Raw genomic sequence first — 18,823 nt, 5'->3', positions numbered from 1 at the left:
CGCCATCGCCGGCATCGTAACGGCGAGCAGCGTCGCCGCCATGCTGCCTGCGAGAGAAAGTCGGGTGACACTCTCGCCAGCCCCCAAGATTAAGGAGGGCGTCCGATCGGCACCCGAAAAACTTCCAAGCCCGATCGCGCCGATGTGGCGCTGCCGGCCGAACATCACATGGCTCGCCGAACGCCGCAGCGCAGACATGATACGGCGACGTCCGCCTTTGCCGCACACTGAAAGCAGATGTCCCGCGTCCCAACCCGAATAAAGCCGCTGTCCGTTGCTGCGATTGACCATGATGCCCTGCCCTTCATACCGGAATTATATTGCTCCGTCCGGATCCCACCGGACCGGCCGAAAAAAATGATCAAAGCCGCCTTATTAACGCGCGGGCGCCGGCGGCTGAGCCGGCGGCGTGACCGTAACCACGCCAGCCAGGCGCCAGCTATTATCCTGATCGAGGCGGAAGCTCAGTTGCTCTACATCGACCCCGTTCCGCGCTCCGAAGGCCACCAAGTTGACCGTTACATAAAGGCCGGGAGGCACCAGCGAAGGCGCCGCTCCCGGTGCGGACGTCGGCACGCTCATGCGCTCGACGCGCAACCAGTCGCGTAACCTCACCGCCCCACGGCGCGCCTTGTTCTCCGCTACCGAGGCAATGAACCTTTCCCTGGAAATCGCCCCCTTCATTGTCGCCGAAGCGGCATCGTAAATCTGCCCGGCGCCATCGCCGTCGAGCGCCTGAACCGTTGCCAGCGCCGTGCGTATGAAGGCGTCGCCCGATAGTTGAGCGGGCTGCGCGGCGGAAGCCGGCGCCGCCTGCTGTGCGGCGGCATTGGAAACTTGGGTCGGAAGCCCGCCTCGATCTGCCGGCACGCTTGCCGTCGCGGGCGCCGCTGCCATAATCATCACTGTCAGAAGGCCGGCGGCGAAAATTCCCAAATTTTTCATGATAATATTCGTCCCTCCTGAAGTTCGCAACGAAGCGATCGGAACGCTTCGCCATGCATCAATGCCTAGGAGACGCAGACGATTTGCGGTCATGCACTTGGGGACAATATTTTTCCCGTTGGAACGCCCGGCTCCTTTTTTTCCGGCAACCGCGCCGTTCGCAGTCGAAGAGCCACGGATTATACGGCGACTGGCCCCATGGGCTGCGGGCATCTCCCCGGCGGCCGCCACGCCGGCAAGCAAAATGAAACGCCGTCTAGCTATCCCCGGAATATGGTCGATCGTGTCGGCGCGGCCGCTCCGTGTGAAGCGGAAGCGACAAGAACGAGGAGAGCATATACCCGGATGAGAAAAACTTCGTCGCCGCGGTGCATGGCCATCGCCATCGTGCGTCTTTCTTCCTGATGCGGCCGAATATGCTCGCAGGGGAGGAAATATGTTCGAGCAGCATCATCGGTTTCGACGCGCGTCCTCGCTTCCTTGCATGAGCCGGGAAGCGTGTCGCGGGCTGGTCCGCGTCCCCCTTGCCTTAAGCGGACCAGCCCATAATTTCTGTGTTGAAGCAAACCGAACGGCAGTCAGATGATCGAAGGACTCGCCTTGAAATTGGAACCGAGCTTCGAAATCGGTTCCATCTCCGATCAGCTGGAACAACTGCGCCGAAGCGAAACCTTCTCGCGCAGCGGGCGGTTGTTCGCTCTGCTCGAATTTCTCGTGATCGAGACATTGAACGGACGTGGCGATTCGCTGAAGGAATTGGTAATCGGCGACGCGCTATACAGTCGAAGCAGCCCCTATGATCCGGGGATCGACTCGTCGGTTCGCGTCGAAGCGCGGCGCCTGCGCAGGAAGCTCCACGAATATTATGAAAGCGATGGCCGGACTTCGGCTGTGCGCATCAGCTTGCCGCAAGGCGGCTATCGTCCGATCTTCACCTTCGCGAATGTCGACGACGGATCCCGCGCATTGCCTGGCTCGACCGCGCCGATCGGCGTCGACCTCGCGATCCTCCCCTTTCGCACGCTGGCGGGAAGCGAGGCCTATGATCCTGTGGCCGACGGTCTGACCGACGAGGTTATCTTCGCGCTCGAACATGGCACCTCGATCCAACTCGCCCCGCGAATGCTCATATTCCAGTTCAAGCACCGGTTCTACTCGCTGCCCGAAGCGGTCGAGATGACGCAAGCCAGGACCTTTTTATACGGCAGCCTCCGCGTTACCGGGTCGACGGTCCGGACCACGATTGAATTGTCGGACTCGCTTGGCTTCGCGCTATGGTCGGAGCGCTTTGACGGGCCGCTCGACGAGCCCATCGCGCTTGAGGAACGGCTTGCGGACGAAGTGAGGGCGAAGATTCCCTTCGAGTTGCTGCACCGAAATGTCCTGCCCCCAGGGCCGCATCGCGCGCCGCATCAGCCATTATCCCGAAACCGCGCTTGCCAGCATCGCGCGGTCGCCCCTTCCTAACGGTTAGCGACGGGCGCTCACTCCCCGTTGCCGTCGGCCAACGCTATCGCCCGGCCTTCGCGAGCAGGTGCAGCGGAACAAGATCATGCCAAGACAAGCCCCCGACCGCCCATGCGAACCTCACGCTGCAGGCCGCTGTGCGCCCGGCGCCGGCCGGCGATGAGCCCGGCGGGTGCCTCGAAGGATGAAGAGCGGCCGCTCTTCGTCGGTTCACCCTTTTCGCCGGCGCATACGGGGCGTCGGCGCATCGCCTATTTCGCGATCGGGACGTTCCTTGGCATCACCTCGACCTTCGGAAATGCGCTGACCACGGTCAACACCGGTCCGATCGCGGGCGAACTTGGCATTTATGCCGCGCAGGCGGCCGCCCTGCCAGCCATATACGTCGCCATGAATGCCAGCGCCAATCTGACCCTTGTCAAGGCGCGCACGCAGTTCGGCATACCGCAGGTGACGATCTTCCTCCTCGCGCTCTACGCGCTTGCCGGCGCGTTCCAGTTTCTCGTCCCCGGCTTCGCCTCGGCGGCGATCCTGCGCGGCGTGAGTGGCATGGAAGCCGCCGCGATCGTGACGCTCGGCATCTATTATCTCATGCAGGCGCTACCGCAAAAGATCAAACCGCTGGGCGCCGTGATCGGCATCGGCCTGCCCCAGATCGGATCCCCGCTCGCACGCCTCGTTCCGGTCGATGTCCTCACCGCAAACGGTCTCTGGGGTCTTCATGTCATCGAGATCGCGATCGCCCTCGCGTCGATCGCGCTCCTTCTTCTCCTGCCACTCCCGCGCAGCGACCGGGCGAAGACCTTCGCGCCGCTCGATTTCGCGACCATAGCGCTCGTCGTCGCGGGCATGCTGCTGCTCTGCCAGGTGATCAATCACGGTCGCGTTCTGTGGTGGGTCGATACACCATGGCTCGGCTATGCGCTGGCGGCGTCCATCCCGCTTCTCGCGATGGCTTATCTGATCGAGACGGGCCGCAAAAATCCGCTGGTGCATTTCGAATGGCTCGGCACGCTCGGCATTCTGCGCTTCATCGCGGTCGCGATGGTGATACGACTGGCGCTCGCCGAGCAAACCTATGGCGCGGTCGGTCTTCTCACCCTGGGCGGGCTGAACAACGACCAGCTCCGCATGCTTTTCGGTGCCGTCATTCTCGCCATGCTGCTCGGCATTGCGGTCGCGGCGCTGACGCTTTCCGAACGGCGCCTGCCTTGGCAGGTTCTCGCGGCCTCGCTGATCATCGCGGCAGGCGCCTGGCTCGACAGCGACGCGAACTCGCTCACCCGCCCCGCCCAACTCATCTGGAGCCAGGCGTTGATCGGTTTCGGGACCACGCTCTTCGTGGGTCCCGCGATGCTCTACGGCTTCCTGCGCATGATGCAGCGCGGCGGCGACCATCTCGTCAGTTTCGTCGTCGCGTTCAGTATCACCCAGAATGTCGGCGGCCTGATCGGTTCGGCCTTTCTCGGCACAATGCAGACGATCTGGGCCCGCGAAGCGGTCGGGGTGCTGTCGGGAGAGATTGTCGCGGGCGATCCCCAAGCCGCGGCGCGGATCGCGGGCGGCGCGGCCTCACTTGCCGGTGCGCTCGTCGATCCGGCCCAGCGCGGGACGCAGGGCGCCGGTCTTCTCGGGCAGACGGTGGCACGCGAGGCGGCGGTGATCGCCTACACCGACACCTTCCGTCTTGTCGCGATCCTGGCGGTCATCACCGCGGTCTATATTTTTATCAACATTCGGATGGCAGCGCGACGGCGCCGAGGAGAGCAGATCCAGTGACGGCAGATACCAACGACATCACCACCGAGCAAGCCGGATCCGACGGACGTGCCGCTCATCGGCGGCCGCTCCGCGTTGCGGCGGTGATCGCCCTCGGTCTGACCGCAGTGATGCTCGTTCTCGCGGCGTGGGATCTCCCGCCTTTTGCAGGCCGCCAGATCGAGACCGACAATGCCTATATCCGCGGCCGGACGACGGTCATCGCGCCGCAAGTCAGCGGTTATGTCACCCAAGTTCTCGTCGAGGATTATCAGCAGGTCTCGGCAGGACAGATACTCGCGCGGATCGACGACCAGAGCTATCGCGCCCGCGTCGAGCAGGCTCGCGCCAATCTCGCGGCGGCCGAGGCCTCGCTTGCCAACTCGAAACAGGCGCATGCGTCGCGCAGCGCCAATCTCGCGGGACAAATGGCCGGGATCGCGAGCGCGCGCGCGCAGCTCGCGCGTGCGCGCGCCGATATGGTGCGGGCGCGCGATCTCGTTCGCGACGGATCGATCTCGCTGCGCGAGCGCGACCAGACGCATGCTGCCCTCGCCCAAGCCGAGGCACAGCTCCAGCAGGCGTTCGCCGCCACCGAAATCGGCCGACAGGATGTCCGCACCGTCGACGTGGGCCGCGGGGGCCTCGAGGCGCAGGTCGCCGCCGCGCGCGCGCAGCTTCGCGCCGCCGAGATCGACCTCGATCACACCGTCGTCCGCGCGCCCGAGAGCGGCACCTTGGGGGAAGTCAATATCCGCCTCGGCGCATATGTCACAAACGGTACCCAGCTTCTTGCGATCGTTCCGCCGGTCCACTGGGTGATCGCCAATTTCAAGGAAGCGCAGACCGCGCATGTCCACCCCGGCCAGCGCGCCAGCTTCCGTGTCGATGGGCTGGACGGAGCGAAATTCGAAGGACGCGTCGAGCGGGTGTCGCCGGCGGCGGGCTCGGAATTTTCCGTGTTGAAGCAGGACAATGCGACGGGGAATTTCGTCAAGATCCCGCAGCGGATCGGCGTGCGCATCCGTATAAATCCCAAGCAGCCCGGCACAGCGCGGCTCCGGCCCGGCATGTCGGTCGAAGTGCGAGTCGAGACAGGATCGCGATGATGCGAAGAACCGTAGCCGCTCTCGCCTTTGCCGGTCTGCTATCCGCTTGTGCGGCTGGACCGCGGCCCGAGATTCCCTCCGAAGCGGATATCGCGGCCCCCGCCAACTGGCGAATGCCGTCCGTGGACGGCGAAGGAGAAGCCCCGCGCGAATGGTGGTGCCTTTTCGACGACCCCGCACTCACCGCGCTTGTCGGGGAGGCCTTAACGAAGAATGACGATCTGGCGATCGCCGCGGCGCGCGTCGAGGAAGCCCGCGCGCAGTTCGACAATGCCCGCGGCTTGCAGCAGCCGGCGGTCAGCGCGCAGGCGGCGGGAAGACGCGATCGTGAGGTCAGCGCCTTCGGCAAGCCAGTCGAACAATGGGCAGGCCAGGCCGAACTTCGTGCTTCCTATGACCTCGATCTTTTTGGACGGCTGCGAAATGGCACCGCGGCGGCGCGGGCGCAGTTGCTCGCGACCCAATATGGGCGCGAGAGCTTGCGCCTCGCGATCGAGGGTTCGGTGGCCAGCGGCTATGTCCAGCTCCGGACGCTGGACGCCCGCCTCGATATTCTCCGCCGGACCCTCGATGCCCGCAAGGCGACGCTGGCGCTGATCCGCCGCCGGTCCGACGCCGGCTACGGTTCGCAGCTTGAGCTCGCGCAGGCTCAGGCGGAATATCAGGCGGCGGCGCAGCAGATTCCGTCGATCGAACTCGCGATCACCAGACAGGAAAACGGGCTCAGCATTCTTCTGGGCCGCGCGCCGGGGCCGATCGGCCGCGGCACGGTCCTCACGGGGCTGCCGCTTCCCGCGGTTCCAGTCGCGCTTCCCGCCGACCTGCTGCGCCGCCGCCCGGATCTCGGGGCCGCCGAGCAGCAGATCGTGGCCGCGGACCGCAGTCTCGATGCCGCGCGCGCGGCGTTTATGCCCGACATCAGCCTCTCGGCGTCGGGTGGCTTCGTTGCATCGAGCCTGCTCACGGGCGATCCCTTGTCGCTGTTCTCGCTGGGCGGCAGCATTCTGGCGCCGATCTTCAACGGCGGCCGGCTTCAGGCCCAGGCGAAAGGAGCCGCCGCACGCCGTGACCAGGCCGCCTTCGCCTATCGAAAAGCCGTTCTCGGCGCGTTTCGCGAAGTTGAAGACGGCATGGCCGCGGAAGGCCGGCTGCGCGAACAGGAAGGCGCGCTCGCGGCGGAGCGTGATGCCCTCGCACGGGCGCGCGATCTCGCTGCAAGCCGTTATCGCGAAGGCTATTCGCCCTACCTCGAACAGCTCGATGCCGAACGCGGCCTTCTATCGTCCGAACTGGCGCTCCTCCAGGTGCGGAGCGACCGGCTGCAGACGCTGGTCGGCCTCTTCCAGGCGCTGGGGGGCGGCTGGCGACGATCGCCGAGCCGAAGGGAATCCGATCTATGACCCGGTTGCTTCTGATCCTGTTGCCCCTGCTTCTCCTCATGGCCGTCGTGTTGTCAATCCGCGCCTGCCAGAAGGACCCGCCGGGCCCGGCGATCGAGGAGGACAAGGTGGCCGACCTCGTCGCGCTGCGCGATGGAGCGACGATGCTCGCACCCCGCGGGACCGTGGGCCGCAACCTTGTTGACTGGCTCGCCGACCATGACAGCGCGCAGAAGAGCTTCGAACTCGGCGGCCATCAGTTCGCTGGCCGCTCGTCGGAGCCGACGCCAGAATCGCTGGGCAGAATCCCCCGCTTCGTCTCAATGCTCCACGCCAATCCCGATGTGCGTGCCGTGCTGATCGGCCACACCGATGCGTCGGGCGACCCGCGCGCCGATCTCGCACTGGGCCGGCAGCGGGCGGAGGCCCTCGCCTGGATCCTCGAGGACCAGGGCATCGCGAAGGAGCAGCTGCGGATCGAAACGCAAGGCTCTGCCAACCCCGTGGCACCCAATGACAGCGAAGCTCAACGGGCGAAAAATCAGCGTGTGACACTGATTCTCGTCCGGGAAGACTGAGATGGAAGGTCCTTATCTCACCGCGATGGTGGGTCTTGCCGGCGCCGCGATCGGCGGGCTGACGTCGTTCTTCACGTCGTGGCTGACGTTGCGCACCCAGTTGCGCGAGAAGATAAGAACCGCCGCACGGACGCGGCGCGAGGAGGTCTATACCGACTTCATCAAGGAGTCAGCGCGACTGTTCGGCGATGCGCTTGGCCACGAACGTGAGGATGTTGCGGACCTGATCGGCCTCTATGCCCTGGTCGGACATATGCGCCTGATGGCGTCGCCGAATGTCGTCATGCTCGCCGAGCGGGTCCTGGAGGCGATTGTCACCGCTTATATCGGCCCCAATCGTACTCTTCACCAGATCCGCGATTTCGCGCAGGACGGCGGCCTCGATCCAATACGCCAGTTCAGCGAGGCCTGCCGCCAGGAGCTCGAGCGATATGATATTCGCTAGGCGGCCCGGCTTTCCTTCGGGGCCGCAAGCGGCGCCGGTTCGGCAGAGGGTCTAGAAATTGTGCGGAAATTTGGCCGGGCTTATGTGTGGAGGGACTTTCCCTGCGCCTTTCCTCGTCGGCACTACGGCGTCGGTGATTGTCGGAGCGCAGAATGAGGAACGCATCATCTCGAGCGCTTGAGCGAGCGAAAGTTGACCGGAAGGGTTCAATCATGACGAAGCATCATATCAAGGGCAAAACCGTCCTCATCGCGGGCGGCGGCAAGAATCTGGGCGGCCTCATCGCGCGCGACCTTGCGGCGCATGGCGCAAGCGCGGTCGTGGTACATTACAACAACCCGGCCTCGGCCGCCGAGACCGAGGGAACATTGGCAGCGATCCGCGCCGCGGGCGCCGAAGCGGTTTCCTTCCAGGCCGACCTCACCTCGGCAAGCGCGGTCGAGAAGCTGTTCGCCGACACGCTCGCCGCGGTCGGCCGCCCCGACATCGCGATCAATACCGTCGGCAAGGTGCTGAAGAAGCCCTTCACCGAAATCAGCGAGGCCGAATATGACGAAATGACCGCGGTCAATTCGAAAACCGCGTTCTTCTTCCTCAAGGAAGCTGGCAAACATGTAAACGACAATGGCAAGATCTGTACGCTCGTCACCTCCCTGCTTGGCGCCTACACGGCTTTCTACGCGGCCTATGCAGGCACCAAGGCACCGGTCGAACATTTCACCCGGGCGGCGTCGAAGGAGTTCGGGGAACGTGGCATTTCGGTGACCGCGATCGGCCCGGGACCGATGGACACGCCCTTCTTCTATCCCGCCGAAGCCGAGGATGCACAAGCCTATCACAAATCGGCCGCAGCGCTCTCGCCCTTCTCGAAAACTGGGCTCACCGATATCGAGGATATCGTTCCCTGGATCCGCATGCTGGTGTCGGAGGGCTGGTGGATGACCGGTCAGACAATCCTCGTCAACGGCGGTTACACGACCAAATAAGCAGGAAAGGATGCGCCTGGCAACCGGCGGTTCATCCTCCACGAGGGGCGGCTTCGCCCTCCGCTCGTGGATTTTTGCCCGGCACTTTGCACAGTGTGGTCTGCCGTGAAGCCCATCGGATGCCCGATGCAGAACGGTTTCGCGGAAAGCTTGGAAGGTTGCTGCCTACGCGACAAACGCAATAAGATCTTGTTCACATCACCGGCGCAGGCCCATTTCTGGCCCTTGCTTGGCCGCGCGACCATGGCCAAGCCAGTCTGAACGCGAACGAGGCGCCATATAAACAACGCGGCTGTTGAGCGCCTGTTCGGTCAATCGACTGCTATCACACCCGCCATGATTCCCTGGTCAGCGAGTTGGCCCATAGCGCCTCACGATACTGGCTCGGATTTACCGACGCGCGTAAAGGCGGGCCGATCGCTTGACCGCTGCCGACCCTTCAGAACGGACTCGTCAAGACCTGTCCTCTCCTCTGGAAAAGCGACAAGCATACCCTGGAGACCATGTAAGCCGCGTCGGCATAGGCTTCGTGCATTCGCGCCAAATGAATTATCGATAACCGTCCATTAGCAGGGCTATTTTTTAGGCCGCCACAATCCAGGAAGCCTTGTTCCTGATGCGCAAAAGACACAGTTCCAACCAATTCCGAAATGCATTCGCGGGCCGAAGTGCATTCGGCAGCCGTGTGTGCGTCATCGAACCGATGCAACCGATCTCCGGCGATCACAAAACGGGAAATGCCAATGGAATGTTCTGAATTGCTGGAGCGGTGTCCCAATTCGTCGCCGACACTCGCGTCCGCTTTTCCTGTCATTGCCCCAGATGTTTCGGCACCCGCCGACGGTCCCACCGAAACCGCTCCCAATGTCGCAGTCGTGGTTGCCGGGTCGCGCATTGCACAACCGAATATAGATAATAGCGTTCCAATCACCACCGTTTCGGCCGAAAAGCTTGCCAGTCGGGCGAACATTTCGCCGGACGACGCGCTCGGCGACCTCTCTCTGCTCCGCTCGACCTATGACCAAGCCAGCTCCACCCGCTTCATTGGCACAGCCGGCCTCAATCTACTCGATCACCGCGATCTCGGTACCGAACGCCCCCCGTCGGTCGTCGACATGTCTCTTCGACGCCGAGCCGCTTCGGCGTCCACATCAATATGACCCCGGTCGATCCTCTCGAGCGCGTCGATGTCATCACCGGCGGAAATTCCACCGTAATCCTGTGCGACCACTAAGAGGTAATGGTTATCTCCGCACATCTTCAGTTGAGGGCCCCGGGCGCGGGCAAGCGGCGCACGGAACGCGGGAAATTGCAGCTCGAAGTTCAGGGCGTTCACGCAGCCGACGCGAGCCTTGTCGTCAAGATTCATAATATTTCGCTGACCGGCATGCTTATCGAATGCGACGCACAGCTTACGGTCGATGACCAGATTAATGTCGATCTGCCGCACGTCGGCTCGGTTGCAACGCGTCTGATTTGGGCAAGCGAGAAGCTGTTCGGCTGTCAGTTCGAGGTCCCCATTTTGCCGGCCGCCCTGAGCGCGGTCCAGCTGCAAAGCACGGCGATTCCGCAAGAAACCGAAGATCTTTTCCTGCCCCAAAATCCGGTTGACCATGAAGCTACCGATCTGCGGTTTGGTGCCAACCTGAAACGCCTGCGGATCGCCAGACGTCTCAGCCAGGCGACCGTCGCCGAGAAAATGGGCGTGAGCGCTCCGTCGGTTTCCGGCTGGGAAAGTGGCCGTGCGCGACCGAAATATGATCGCATGGCGGCACTTGCCGGCCTCCTTGGCGTGCCCGTATCGCAGCTTTTGGTCGATGCCTCGTCGAGTGCAACCGCCGAGATGATCAGCCAAGGACGCGAGCGGATTGCCCGCGGCGCAGGCGTGAGCCCCGATCGCGTTCGGATTTTCATCGAGATCTGACAGCGCAAGCGCAGTTGAAGCCGCGCGCGGCGGGACGGCCACAGGAGCTGATGGCCACCCCGGGCATCGGTCCGATTGTAACGACGGCAATCGTTGCCCGGCACCTGCCGCCGAGAGGTTCAGGCGTGGTCGGAACTTCGCCCCTGGCTCAGACTGCCAAGGCGAAAACATCGCTTGCGAGCCGGGGCCACATGACGAAAGGGCGCGTGCGCTGCGCGATTGAAATCCGTCCCCCGCGTGAAAGCCGCCAGGAACGTTTCCGCGTCGCGCGCGGCGAGAGAATGAAGGAGGGCCGGCGGCCCCCCAATCAGGAACACCGGCCCTCCGAGACGCTTCCTGCTTGGGGGTGAGGAAATACGTCTCTTCTCGTCCGGGGAGGGGTCTAGTCTACCCTCGGCGAGCCCATGGGAAGACGCAGCGAGCGATGCGCCATGCACCGGCGCCGTGGAAAATATTTTCGGGCTCGCCTGCTGGCGGCGTGCTTGAGAAATTGCAAAACTTCGTCTCGGCCTGCGTTTTTCTTCAAACCGGCGCGGACTTCGATCGCGCGGCCCGTCAACATCATCGTCCACACGCTCGATGAGGTGAATCGCGGCCTCTCGCGCGGGGAATATTTCTGGGTCGACATCGCGCGCGACGGCATCCTGCTTTACGACCTGCCCGGCAGCGAGATGGCCGCCCCGATGCCGCTGACGGCATCCGACGCCTATGAAATGGCAAGCAGCTATTTTGCTGAATGGTTGCCAAGCATTGACAGGGCTTTGGCAACGGCGAAAGATCAGGAAATGGAGGGCGCCGATGATATTGGCTGGCGCAAAGACGCGGCCTTCACGCTGTACCAAGCTGCGGAGCGGACCTACACCTGCTTCCTGCTTATCCATGGTCATTATGTTCCCGCTCGCATAATCTGAAGTTTCTGCGCTCGCTGGCCGAGGACCGGGAGCCCCGAGGCCTGGCAGCGAGCGACGAAGGTCGATCGCCGGCGCTTCGAGCTGGCGAAATACGCCTATGTCGAGGCGCGCTACTCGGCGAGCTACGCGATCGGCAACGACGATCTGCGGGCGATCCGGGCCGCGGTGACGATGTTGCGTGACACGGTCGAGGCGGTATCGCGCGAATGGCTTGAGGGGCTTGGGCAGAAGGCCGGCCTCTGATCGTCGTGCACGTGCAAAGGAAAAAACTTCCAGACGGCTAAGGAGAAAGCCTTCCAGCCGGTGAACCCGACGCGTCTTGGGGGATCGACGGTCGCATATCCGGAGCGGATCCGATTTCTGCGCTATCTCTTTGTTTCGAGCGGGTCGCAGCCCAGTCGAAAACCCAATGCTCAGGGACAGAGGATCCGTCGAGCCTACCGACCTGCGGTGAATGCGCACCGCCCCTAGCGGCGCCGATCGAACGCCCGTTCGCCCCGGTTTGACACTACGTCTGTTTGCAAGCAAGGTTCGAAGGCTAGGAAGCCGCACAAGAGCAGCGAGGGGGGTGCCGATGCATGTGATCGATCGCAGTGCGGGATTGAATCTCCGCTGCGCTTTCCGGGCGGGCTCGACCGGAACGCTCATCCCTTGAAGGCACCTAAAGCCTTGGCTCGACTTGATACAGGGAGTGCCGCGCTGGCATTTATTCTGATTTCCCTTCTCCATCCGGACATGGCTCGAGCCTCTTCAAGGAGTGAGGTCGACGTTGCAGCGGGTCGCTTGTCGACAGCGATTGTCGAGCTTGGCCGGCAAACCGGAACGCCGATCGTGTTGATCGGCGAAGCGGAGCGGAATATCCGGACGCGGCGGATAACGGGTCGGCTGGGCGCCGAAGAGGCTTTGCGGCGCCTTCTGGACGGCACGGGCCTCACCTTTCGGCGAACGCGCTCCGGCGACCTCGTCATCGTCCGCGCGGCCGCAACGCGGCGGCGCGGTGGAACCACGGCACATCTGCAGCCGGAGCGTAGACCGGCCGGAGTGGAGCCCGTTAGCGAACCGATTATCGTGACCGCGAGCAAGACTTCCTCCCCGCTCTCCGACTATCCGGGAAGTGTTTCCATCGTCGAACTCGATGGACAACAGGTCACCGCTCGCCCGGGCGGCGGGACGGCGATCCTCGTGGATAAGCTGCCCATTCTGGCGACGACCGGACTTGGCCCCGGGCGCAACAAGATTTTCGCGCGCGCTATCGCTGATAGCAGTTTCAATGGACAGTCTCAGAGCAATACGGCCTTCTATCTCGGTGAGCTGCGTCTCAATTACAGCGGGCCCGACCCCGATCTCGACCTCTTCGACGTCCGGCGGGTCGAGGTCCTGGCCGGCCCATATGGAACTCTCTACGGCGCGGGCGCCTTGGGCGGCGTCGTCAGGATCGAGCCCAATGCGCCCGATACGGGCAGCCTAGGCGCGAAATTTTCCGGAAATGTCTCGGCAGTTCGTCATGGCGCTCAAGGCCATGGCGTCGCAGCGATGTTCAACCTGCCCCTGATGACCGATCGGCTCGCCCTGCGCGCCGTAGGATACCAACGGGTTGAGCCGGGCTATATCGACGACAATCTGCGCCTGAAGCATGACGTCAACCGCGTGGACGTCGAGGGAGCAAGGACAGCATTAAGGTTCGAAAGTGAAGCCGATCTGTCGATGGAGCTTGGCTTCGTCGCTCAGAAAATCCGGGCGCGCGACGTTCAATATTCGAACGATCCCGAAAATCCACTCGCGCAGCGCGCACCTCGGGCGCAGCCCTATGCCTCCGATTATCTGATGCCGAGCCTGACGCTCGAGAAGAGATGGGGCGATGTTTCGCTCGTTTCGGCCACCGGCTGGAGTCGGCAGCGGGGCGAGGCGGTGTCCGATGATTTCCTTGCGCGGACCCATTTCGAGCGGCACCTCGCAAGATTGCTGACGCACGAAACCCGAATGTCGGGACAGGCGGGCGGCACGAATTTCGTCGCGGGCTTCAGCGTCCTTCGCGAGACACGCCGCGAAAATTACGCTCTCAGCATTGGAGATATTCCCGTATTCGATGCCCGCTTTCGCGGGCGGGCGACTGACCTTGCTCTATTTAGCGAAGTCAGCATGCCCTTGCTCGACGGGCTGAGCGGGACCCTCGGAGCGAGAGCAAGCCATATAAGCTATTTCCGCAATGTGAGCTTTCCCGGTCCGGGAGGAGCCTCGACCGGAGCGGGGCGCCGGCGCTTCGATCTGCAACCGAGTGTTTCCCTGGCATGGAAGCCCGATAGCGAACATCTTCTGTTTCTGTCCTATCGGTCCGGATCGCGCGGCGGTAACCTCCTGCCCGTGTCCGAGACTCCCGGATCGCTGTCCGAGATTTCCAGTCCCGACCGCCTCGAAACTTTCGAGGCCGGCTGGCGCTATACGCATTCGCCTTCGCTCAACCTGTCCTCGACCCTCTCCTATACACGCTGGAGCAATATCCAGGCCGATTTTCTGTCAGCCGCGGGCACGCCCCTGCCGAACAATCTTGGTGACGCGAAAATCTGGGGCCTCGAAGCCGCCGCATCTTGGCGTCCTCTCCGGGGGCTCTCCTTGGCAACGTCGCTTTTCCTGAACAACGGTCCGGCTTTCTCCCCTCCTGCAACGGATGAGGGCTTCCCGGACTATTATTTGGCGCGGGGCAATCGGATTCCCAATATCGCCACCTTGAGCGCGCGGACCGAGGTTGCCTATGAGACCGATTTCGCTGCGGGCACCCGTTTCCGGCTGGCATCGGCCTTGCGCTACTATGGCGCATCCGTCGCCGAATTGCGAAGCCGGCACCCCCGACATCTGGAAATCGGGGCCGAGGCGCGGCTGACCATCGACCGGTGGACCGGCATGCTGACGATCACCAATCTGACCGACGTGCGCGGCAATCGTTTCGGGATCGGGAATAGTTTCACCATCGCGGAAGGTCAGATAACCCCCCTCCAGCCGCGCACGATCCGCCTGGGCGTCGAGGTGGATTTCTGAAGGCGGTCCGACGATCCTTGACGCACCCCTGGCCCGCGTCGAAGCGCATGACATAGCGAGCTTCACACCGGCCGAGACTTTGCGGCGCGGCTTGGATTGGTGCCGCGACAGGTTTCATCGGGCGGCAAGGAACGGCTCGGGCGGAGGCGATCGATCGGGCTGTCGCCTGACTGTAACAGCCCCGGCGTAGCGGCGTTTGGTCGCTGCACTCCGCGCCGACGATAACAGCCAATCAAACAGGGGCCGCTATGATCCGTTGCTCTCCCAACCTGCTCGCGTCCGGCCTGCTCGCCCTCGCTGGCGCGCTTGTTGCCGCCGATCCCGCTTTTGCGCAGGCCAGCCCCGCCGACACCGACACCCCGATGCTTGCCAACAAAGACGCGTCGGATGGCGGGACCATCCTCGTCACGGCCACCAGAACGACGCGTTCGTCGACCGAGATTCCGCAGGTCGAAATCCAGAAGATTCTGCCCGGCGTGTCGCCGCTGAAGGCGATCCAGACGCTCCCCGGTGTCCTTTACATCACCGCCGACCCCTGGGGTTACAACGAGCAGAATGCGCAAACCTTTATCCACGGATTTTCGGGAAACCAACTGGGCTATACGATGGATGGCATTCCGCTGGGCGATCAGAGTTATGGCAATTACAATGGCCTGTCGCCGCAGCGCGCCGTGATCTCCGAGAATGTGAGCCGGGTCATCGTATCGACCGGCGCGGGCGATCTCGCCACCCCGTCGAACAGTAATCTTGGCGGGACGGTCGAAACCTATTCGTCCGACCCGCTTGACCGTTTTGGCATTCAGTTCGGGCAGACGGTCGGCAGTTACGGCACCTCGCGCACTTTTGCGCGTGTCGACAGCGGCGTGTTTGGCGGCGGCAATTCGCTCTATATCTCCGGTGCTCGCCAGCGCGCTCGCGCCTGGGACTTTGATGGCAAGCAAGGCGGATGGCAGGCGAATGCCAAATTTGTCCACGACAGCGACATTGGCAAGATTACGCTCTATTTCGACTATAATGACATGACCCAGCCCAACGAAGACGCGACGGTATTTTTCAAGCCGTCCGCAGGGGGGACGGCGACCCCGGTTCAGCTTTACACGCCTTACACCAAGCCATTTTTCTATCCCGAGTTCGACTCTTACCGCACAAGCTATCTGAGCGCGCTCGGCAATTCACCGGCGGCCGAAGGCAGCAATTATCGCAACTATTATTCGGATGCCCAGCGAACCGACTATCTTGCCTATGGCCGCTATGACGCGCCGCTTGGCGATAACCTCACCTGGTCGACCACGGGTTATTTTCACCATAATGATGGCGCAGGCGTTGTGGCCGGGCCGCTCGGCCAATCCATCACCACCGCCCAGGCCTATCTTGATCCGGCCTATGCGACGCTTCCTTCCAACTGCCGCTTTACCGGCAATAATAACGGTGTGCGTCCGTCGGCCTGCACCGCGCTGACCAATCAGCAAGCCGCCGCCGCGGGTGCCGCGCTCGTTGCCGCGACGGGCGGATCGGGCCTGATCACCCGCACCACCGAATATCAAATCGACCGCTGGGGCGTCATTTCCGCTGTCAGTGCGGAGATAGGCAACCACCGCATCGAGCTGGGCGGCTGGTTCGAACACAACAGCACGACGCAATGGCGCCGCTGGTATGCGGTCGATGTCAACAATCCGGGCCTGAGCACGCCGTATATTCGTCCACTCGACGTCGCGCAGCCGCTGTTCACCCAATATCAGGGGAAGGCGCGGATCAAGCAGCTGCAATTGCACCTTCAGGACACTTGGCAGGTATCCGACAAGCTTCTGGTTCAGGCCGGTTTCAAAACCAGTGCCCAATGGGCCAATGGCTGGTACCCGGTGCAGCCGCGCGTGGGTTCGCTTGGCGGAACCACCGCGCTACCGCAGGGCAAGATCAACACGAAGAAGTGGTTTCTGCCCGCCATCGGGGCGACCTATGATTTCAACGGGCATGAAGAGATCTATTTCAACGTCCAGAAAAACATGCGGCAGTATCAGGCTTATCTGGCCGGCGGCGGGGGACCATGGTTCACCGGTAGCCAGGCCGCCTTCGATGCCTTTGCCGATGAAGGCAAGCCCGAGACCAGCTGGACCTATGAAGCGGGCCTGCGCATCCGGCGCGACCTCGGCGGCGACATCGGCCTCCAGGCGCAGATCAACTATTATCATGTCGACTTCAGCAACCGGCTGCTTGCTATTCCGACCAACCCGGGCGGCATTGCCGGCAGTGGTATCGCCGGCGGTACATCTGCGCTGGTCAATGTCGGCGACGTAAAGACCGACGGCGTCGATGCCGCCTTCACCTTGCGCTTTGGCCGGACCTTTTCGCTCTACAATGCTACGTCCTATAATCTCTCGAAGTATCAGAGCGACTATACGGCGACAGCGGCCGGTATCGGCGCTGCGACCGGCACCTGCATCGGCGGCTTTCTTGTCGTTGGCGGTGTCATTCCGACCTGCGGCAAGCAGCTCCCCGGAACGCCGAGATGGATGAACAAGACGGTGGCATCGCTCAACGTCGATCCGGTCGAGTTGCAGCTTGTCGGCGACTATGTCGGCCGCCGGTTCAGCACCTTCACCAACGATGCGAGCGTTCCGTCCACCTTCCTTCTCTCGGCGCGTCTGGGCTTAAGGATTCCGGAGACTCTTGTTCCGCTGCGCAGGGCGGAATTGTCCTTGAACGTCATCAACCTCACCGACAAAAAGGGCGTCTCCACCCTCTCGATCGGCTCGGCGACGAACAGCTATTCGGCGTATCCGATAGCACCGCGCCAATGGTTTCTGACCTTCTCGGCAGCCTATTGACCCGACCGGCGACCGATGAACTGACAACATGCGGTGGGCGGGTGAACCTGACACTCGCCCACTGCCGTCCGGATAACCAATCCCAGAGGCGTAAATGGCGATTTGCTTGTGAGTATTTCATCTAGGTGTTTAGGGTCAGGATCTGTAATTGCAGAGCTAGGCGGTGTGATCCCTTGAGGGTTTCATGGATCTGTCCGCACTGGCCGGGCGGGAGCCTGGTCGTGCTGTATCGGGTCTCACAGAGGCGAACGTTGCATTGACTCGCTGCGGGCTTGAGGGCCCATCCGGTAACCTTCGCAGATCGTTCGTCCCTGCGTTCCCTCGCGGGACACCGCCCTCGGATCAGCTTTGACGCCTCACCGCTGGCAAGCTGTTTCTACCTCATCTCATGCCTGGAACAAAGTGCCGTCACGCAGCATGGCGTGCATGATGACCGCGAGCCGCCGCGCGAGGGCGACCCGGGCCTTCTTGAGGCCACGGCGCTTGGCGATCTTCATGGCCCATGTTTTCAGGGCGAACGTCTCCCTGCACCGGGTGAGGATCGAGTTGGCAGCTTCGTAGAGCAGCTTGCGTATCGTGCCATCGCCCTGCTTGGTAATCCGGCCCGTCCAGTCGATCTCGCCGGACTGGTGGCGTCTGGGTACAAGGCCGAAGTAGGCGCCGACATTGCGCGATTGTCGGAAGCGACCGGCTTCGTCGATCGCCGCTGCGAAGGCGGCCGATGTCTGGATGCCCACACCGGGGACGGTCATAAGGATTTCGCATGCCTGTGACTGGCTGGCGATAATACGCAAGCGGCGGTCCATTTGCTTGATCTGCTCGACCAGTTCGGCGCGCACCGCCAACAACGAGACGATGGCCTCGCCCAGGCCAGGGACGTGCGTCGCCTGCATGATCCGATCGAGGAACGACTTTCCCTGCCCAGGCCCAGGGCGGTAGCCGAACGTGGCGCAAAGACCGCGGATCATGTTGTCGAGCCGGACACGTGCTTCAACCAGATGACTGCGCGCGGCGATCACGCTGCGCACCCCATGCGCTGCGGGTGATTTGACATGCGTCTCCTTGTAGAAGCCGGTCCTCGCCAACTGCGCGAGCCCGGCGGCATCATGTGGATCGGTTTTGTTCGCTTTCATAGCCTTCAGACTCTGGTGCGCTTGGCGGGCATCGATGCATACAATCGACACGCCCAGTTCGCGAAGACCAAGGCAGACCGCGGGTGACATGCGTCCGGTTTCGATCACCGCGCTGGCGATCGGACCATGCCGATCGAGCATGTCGGCTATCGCCTCCGGGCTACTTTCGACCTTCTCCGACGCGAGCTTCCGACCGCTTTCGTCAACAATGCAGACCTGCGTGCTTTCCATCGACAGGTCTAATCCGGCATAGTTCTTCATGGCTGCTTCCTTCCTTCAGGATTCGACAACCAGAAGTGTGCGCCTCAACCGAGGTCCGAGGGAAGCAGC

At 62.7% G+C, this 18,823-nt stretch carries 14 protein-coding genes and 1 pseudogene; 13 read left to right on the top strand and 2 right to left on the bottom strand.

All coding sequences use genetic code 11. The features are described 5' to 3' along the window. Positions 1–375 precede the first annotated feature (375 nt). Entirely contained in the window at positions 376–945 is a 570-nt protein-coding gene (locus ACIPPQ_RS21405; protein ID WP_446546065.1) for a DUF4019 domain-containing protein, read from the bottom strand. 600 nt (positions 946–1,545) lie between these two features. On the opposite strand from ACIPPQ_RS21405, the gene ACIPPQ_RS21400 reads away from it, so the two are divergent. The 13 genes and pseudogenes from ACIPPQ_RS21400 to ACIPPQ_RS21340 all read left to right on the top strand — a co-directional run bounded on the left by ACIPPQ_RS21400 (position 1,546) and on the right by ACIPPQ_RS21340 (position 17,360). Then, on the top strand, positions 1,546–2,412 hold the full coding sequence (locus ACIPPQ_RS21400) for a hypothetical protein (protein ID WP_446546064.1): 867 nt from the start codon (positions 1,546–1,548) through the stop codon (positions 2,410–2,412). A gap of 159 nt (positions 2,413–2,571) precedes the next feature. Further along, positions 2,572–4,191, top strand: coding sequence for an MFS transporter (locus tag ACIPPQ_RS21395; protein WP_446546063.1), 1,620 nt, complete (start codon positions 2,572–2,574; stop codon positions 4,189–4,191). Then, positions 4,188–5,279 carry an HlyD family secretion protein gene (locus tag ACIPPQ_RS21390; RefSeq protein ID WP_446546062.1) on the top strand — a complete coding sequence of 364 codons (1,092 nt, stop codon included), beginning with the start codon at positions 4,188–4,190 and terminating at the stop codon, positions 5,277–5,279. The genes ACIPPQ_RS21395 and ACIPPQ_RS21390 overlap by 4 nt, the downstream gene beginning before the upstream one ends. Continuing rightward, positions 5,276–6,679: an efflux transporter outer membrane subunit gene (locus ACIPPQ_RS21385; RefSeq protein ID WP_446546061.1), complete on the top strand. Its 1,404-nt coding sequence runs from the start codon at positions 5,276–5,278 to the stop codon at positions 6,677–6,679. The genes ACIPPQ_RS21390 and ACIPPQ_RS21385 overlap by 4 nt, the downstream gene beginning before the upstream one ends. Beyond that, positions 6,676–7,236: an OmpA family protein gene (locus ACIPPQ_RS21380; RefSeq protein WP_446546060.1), complete on the top strand. Its 561-nt coding sequence runs from the start codon at positions 6,676–6,678 to the stop codon at positions 7,234–7,236. The genes ACIPPQ_RS21385 and ACIPPQ_RS21380 overlap by 4 nt, the downstream gene beginning before the upstream one ends. Position 7,237: 1 nt before the next feature. Beyond that, positions 7,238–7,681 carry a hypothetical protein gene (locus ACIPPQ_RS21375; RefSeq protein ID WP_446546059.1) on the top strand — a complete coding sequence of 148 codons (444 nt, stop codon included), beginning with the start codon at positions 7,238–7,240 and terminating at the stop codon, positions 7,679–7,681. A 212-nt stretch (positions 7,682–7,893) separates the two neighbouring features. After that, positions 7,894–8,667, top strand: coding sequence for an SDR family oxidoreductase (locus tag ACIPPQ_RS21370; protein ID WP_446546058.1), 774 nt, complete (start codon positions 7,894–7,896; stop codon positions 8,665–8,667). A 743-nt stretch (positions 8,668–9,410) separates the two neighbouring features. After that, a complete protein-coding gene (locus ACIPPQ_RS21365) occupies positions 9,411–9,827 on the top strand; it encodes a hypothetical protein (RefSeq protein WP_446546057.1) in 417 nt (138 codons plus the stop codon). Positions 9,828–9,907: 80 nt separating this feature from the next. After that, positions 9,908–10,591 (top strand): helix-turn-helix domain-containing protein, encoded by a 684-nt coding sequence (locus ACIPPQ_RS21360; RefSeq protein ID WP_446546056.1) that lies wholly within the window; start codon positions 9,908–9,910, stop codon positions 10,589–10,591. A gap of 404 nt (positions 10,592–10,995) precedes the next feature. Then, complete coding sequence (locus tag ACIPPQ_RS21355; protein WP_446546055.1) at positions 10,996–11,502, top strand: hypothetical protein; 507 nt, start codon at positions 10,996–10,998, stop codon at positions 11,500–11,502. Between the two features lie 783 nt (positions 11,503–12,285). Then, the gene (locus ACIPPQ_RS21350; RefSeq protein WP_446546054.1) at positions 12,286–14,535 is read left to right on the top strand and encodes a TonB-dependent receptor domain-containing protein; all 2,250 of its coding nucleotides are present in this window, start codon (positions 12,286–12,288) and stop codon (positions 14,533–14,535) included. A gap of 69 nt (positions 14,536–14,604) precedes the next feature. Beyond that, positions 14,605–14,694, top strand: a pseudogene (locus ACIPPQ_RS21345) (transposase); the annotation flags it as partial. A gap of 89 nt (positions 14,695–14,783) precedes the next feature. Then, positions 14,784–17,360, top strand: a complete 2,577-nt coding sequence (locus ACIPPQ_RS21340; protein ID WP_446546053.1) for a TonB-dependent receptor — start codon at positions 14,784–14,786, stop codon at positions 17,358–17,360. A gap of 386 nt (positions 17,361–17,746) precedes the next feature. On the opposite strand, the gene ACIPPQ_RS21335 is transcribed toward ACIPPQ_RS21340, so the two are convergent. Further along, positions 17,747–18,754, bottom strand: coding sequence for an IS110 family transposase (locus ACIPPQ_RS21335; RefSeq protein WP_446546052.1), 1,008 nt, complete (start codon positions 18,752–18,754; stop codon positions 17,747–17,749). Positions 18,755–18,823 lie beyond the last annotated feature (69 nt).

This window comes from Sphingopyxis sp. LARHCG72 (genome assembly GCF_052871675.1).
This window is presented reverse-complemented; position numbering and strand designations above follow the sequence as displayed.

What these genes read in the sequence shown, in the direction of transcription:
- ACIPPQ_RS21405 (WP_446546065.1), bottom strand. Translation starts at nt 945, where the DNA reads ATGAAAAATTTGGGAATTTTCGCCGCCGGCCTTCTGACAGTGATGATT.
- ACIPPQ_RS21395 (WP_446546063.1), top strand. Translation starts at nt 2,572, where the DNA reads ATGAGCCCGGCGGGTGCCTCGAAGGATGAAGAGCGGCCGCTCTTCGTC.
- ACIPPQ_RS21385 (WP_446546061.1), top strand. Translation starts at nt 5,276, where the DNA reads ATGATGCGAAGAACCGTAGCCGCTCTCGCCTTTGCCGGTCTGCTATCC.
- ACIPPQ_RS21380 (WP_446546060.1), top strand. Translation starts at nt 6,676, where the DNA reads ATGACCCGGTTGCTTCTGATCCTGTTGCCCCTGCTTCTCCTCATGGCC.
- ACIPPQ_RS21375 (WP_446546059.1), top strand. Translation starts at nt 7,238, where the DNA reads ATGGAAGGTCCTTATCTCACCGCGATGGTGGGTCTTGCCGGCGCCGCG.
- ACIPPQ_RS21370 (WP_446546058.1), top strand. Translation starts at nt 7,894, where the DNA reads ATGACGAAGCATCATATCAAGGGCAAAACCGTCCTCATCGCGGGCGGC.
- ACIPPQ_RS21365 (WP_446546057.1), top strand. Translation starts at nt 9,411, where the DNA reads ATGGAATGTTCTGAATTGCTGGAGCGGTGTCCCAATTCGTCGCCGACA.
- ACIPPQ_RS21360 (WP_446546056.1), top strand. Translation starts at nt 9,908, where the DNA reads ATGGTTATCTCCGCACATCTTCAGTTGAGGGCCCCGGGCGCGGGCAAG.
- ACIPPQ_RS21355 (WP_446546055.1), top strand. Translation starts at nt 10,996, where the DNA reads ATGGGAAGACGCAGCGAGCGATGCGCCATGCACCGGCGCCGTGGAAAA.
- ACIPPQ_RS21340 (WP_446546053.1), top strand. Translation starts at nt 14,784, where the DNA reads ATGATCCGTTGCTCTCCCAACCTGCTCGCGTCCGGCCTGCTCGCCCTC.
- ACIPPQ_RS21335 (WP_446546052.1), bottom strand. Translation starts at nt 18,754, where the DNA reads ATGAAGAACTATGCCGGATTAGACCTGTCGATGGAAAGCACGCAGGTC.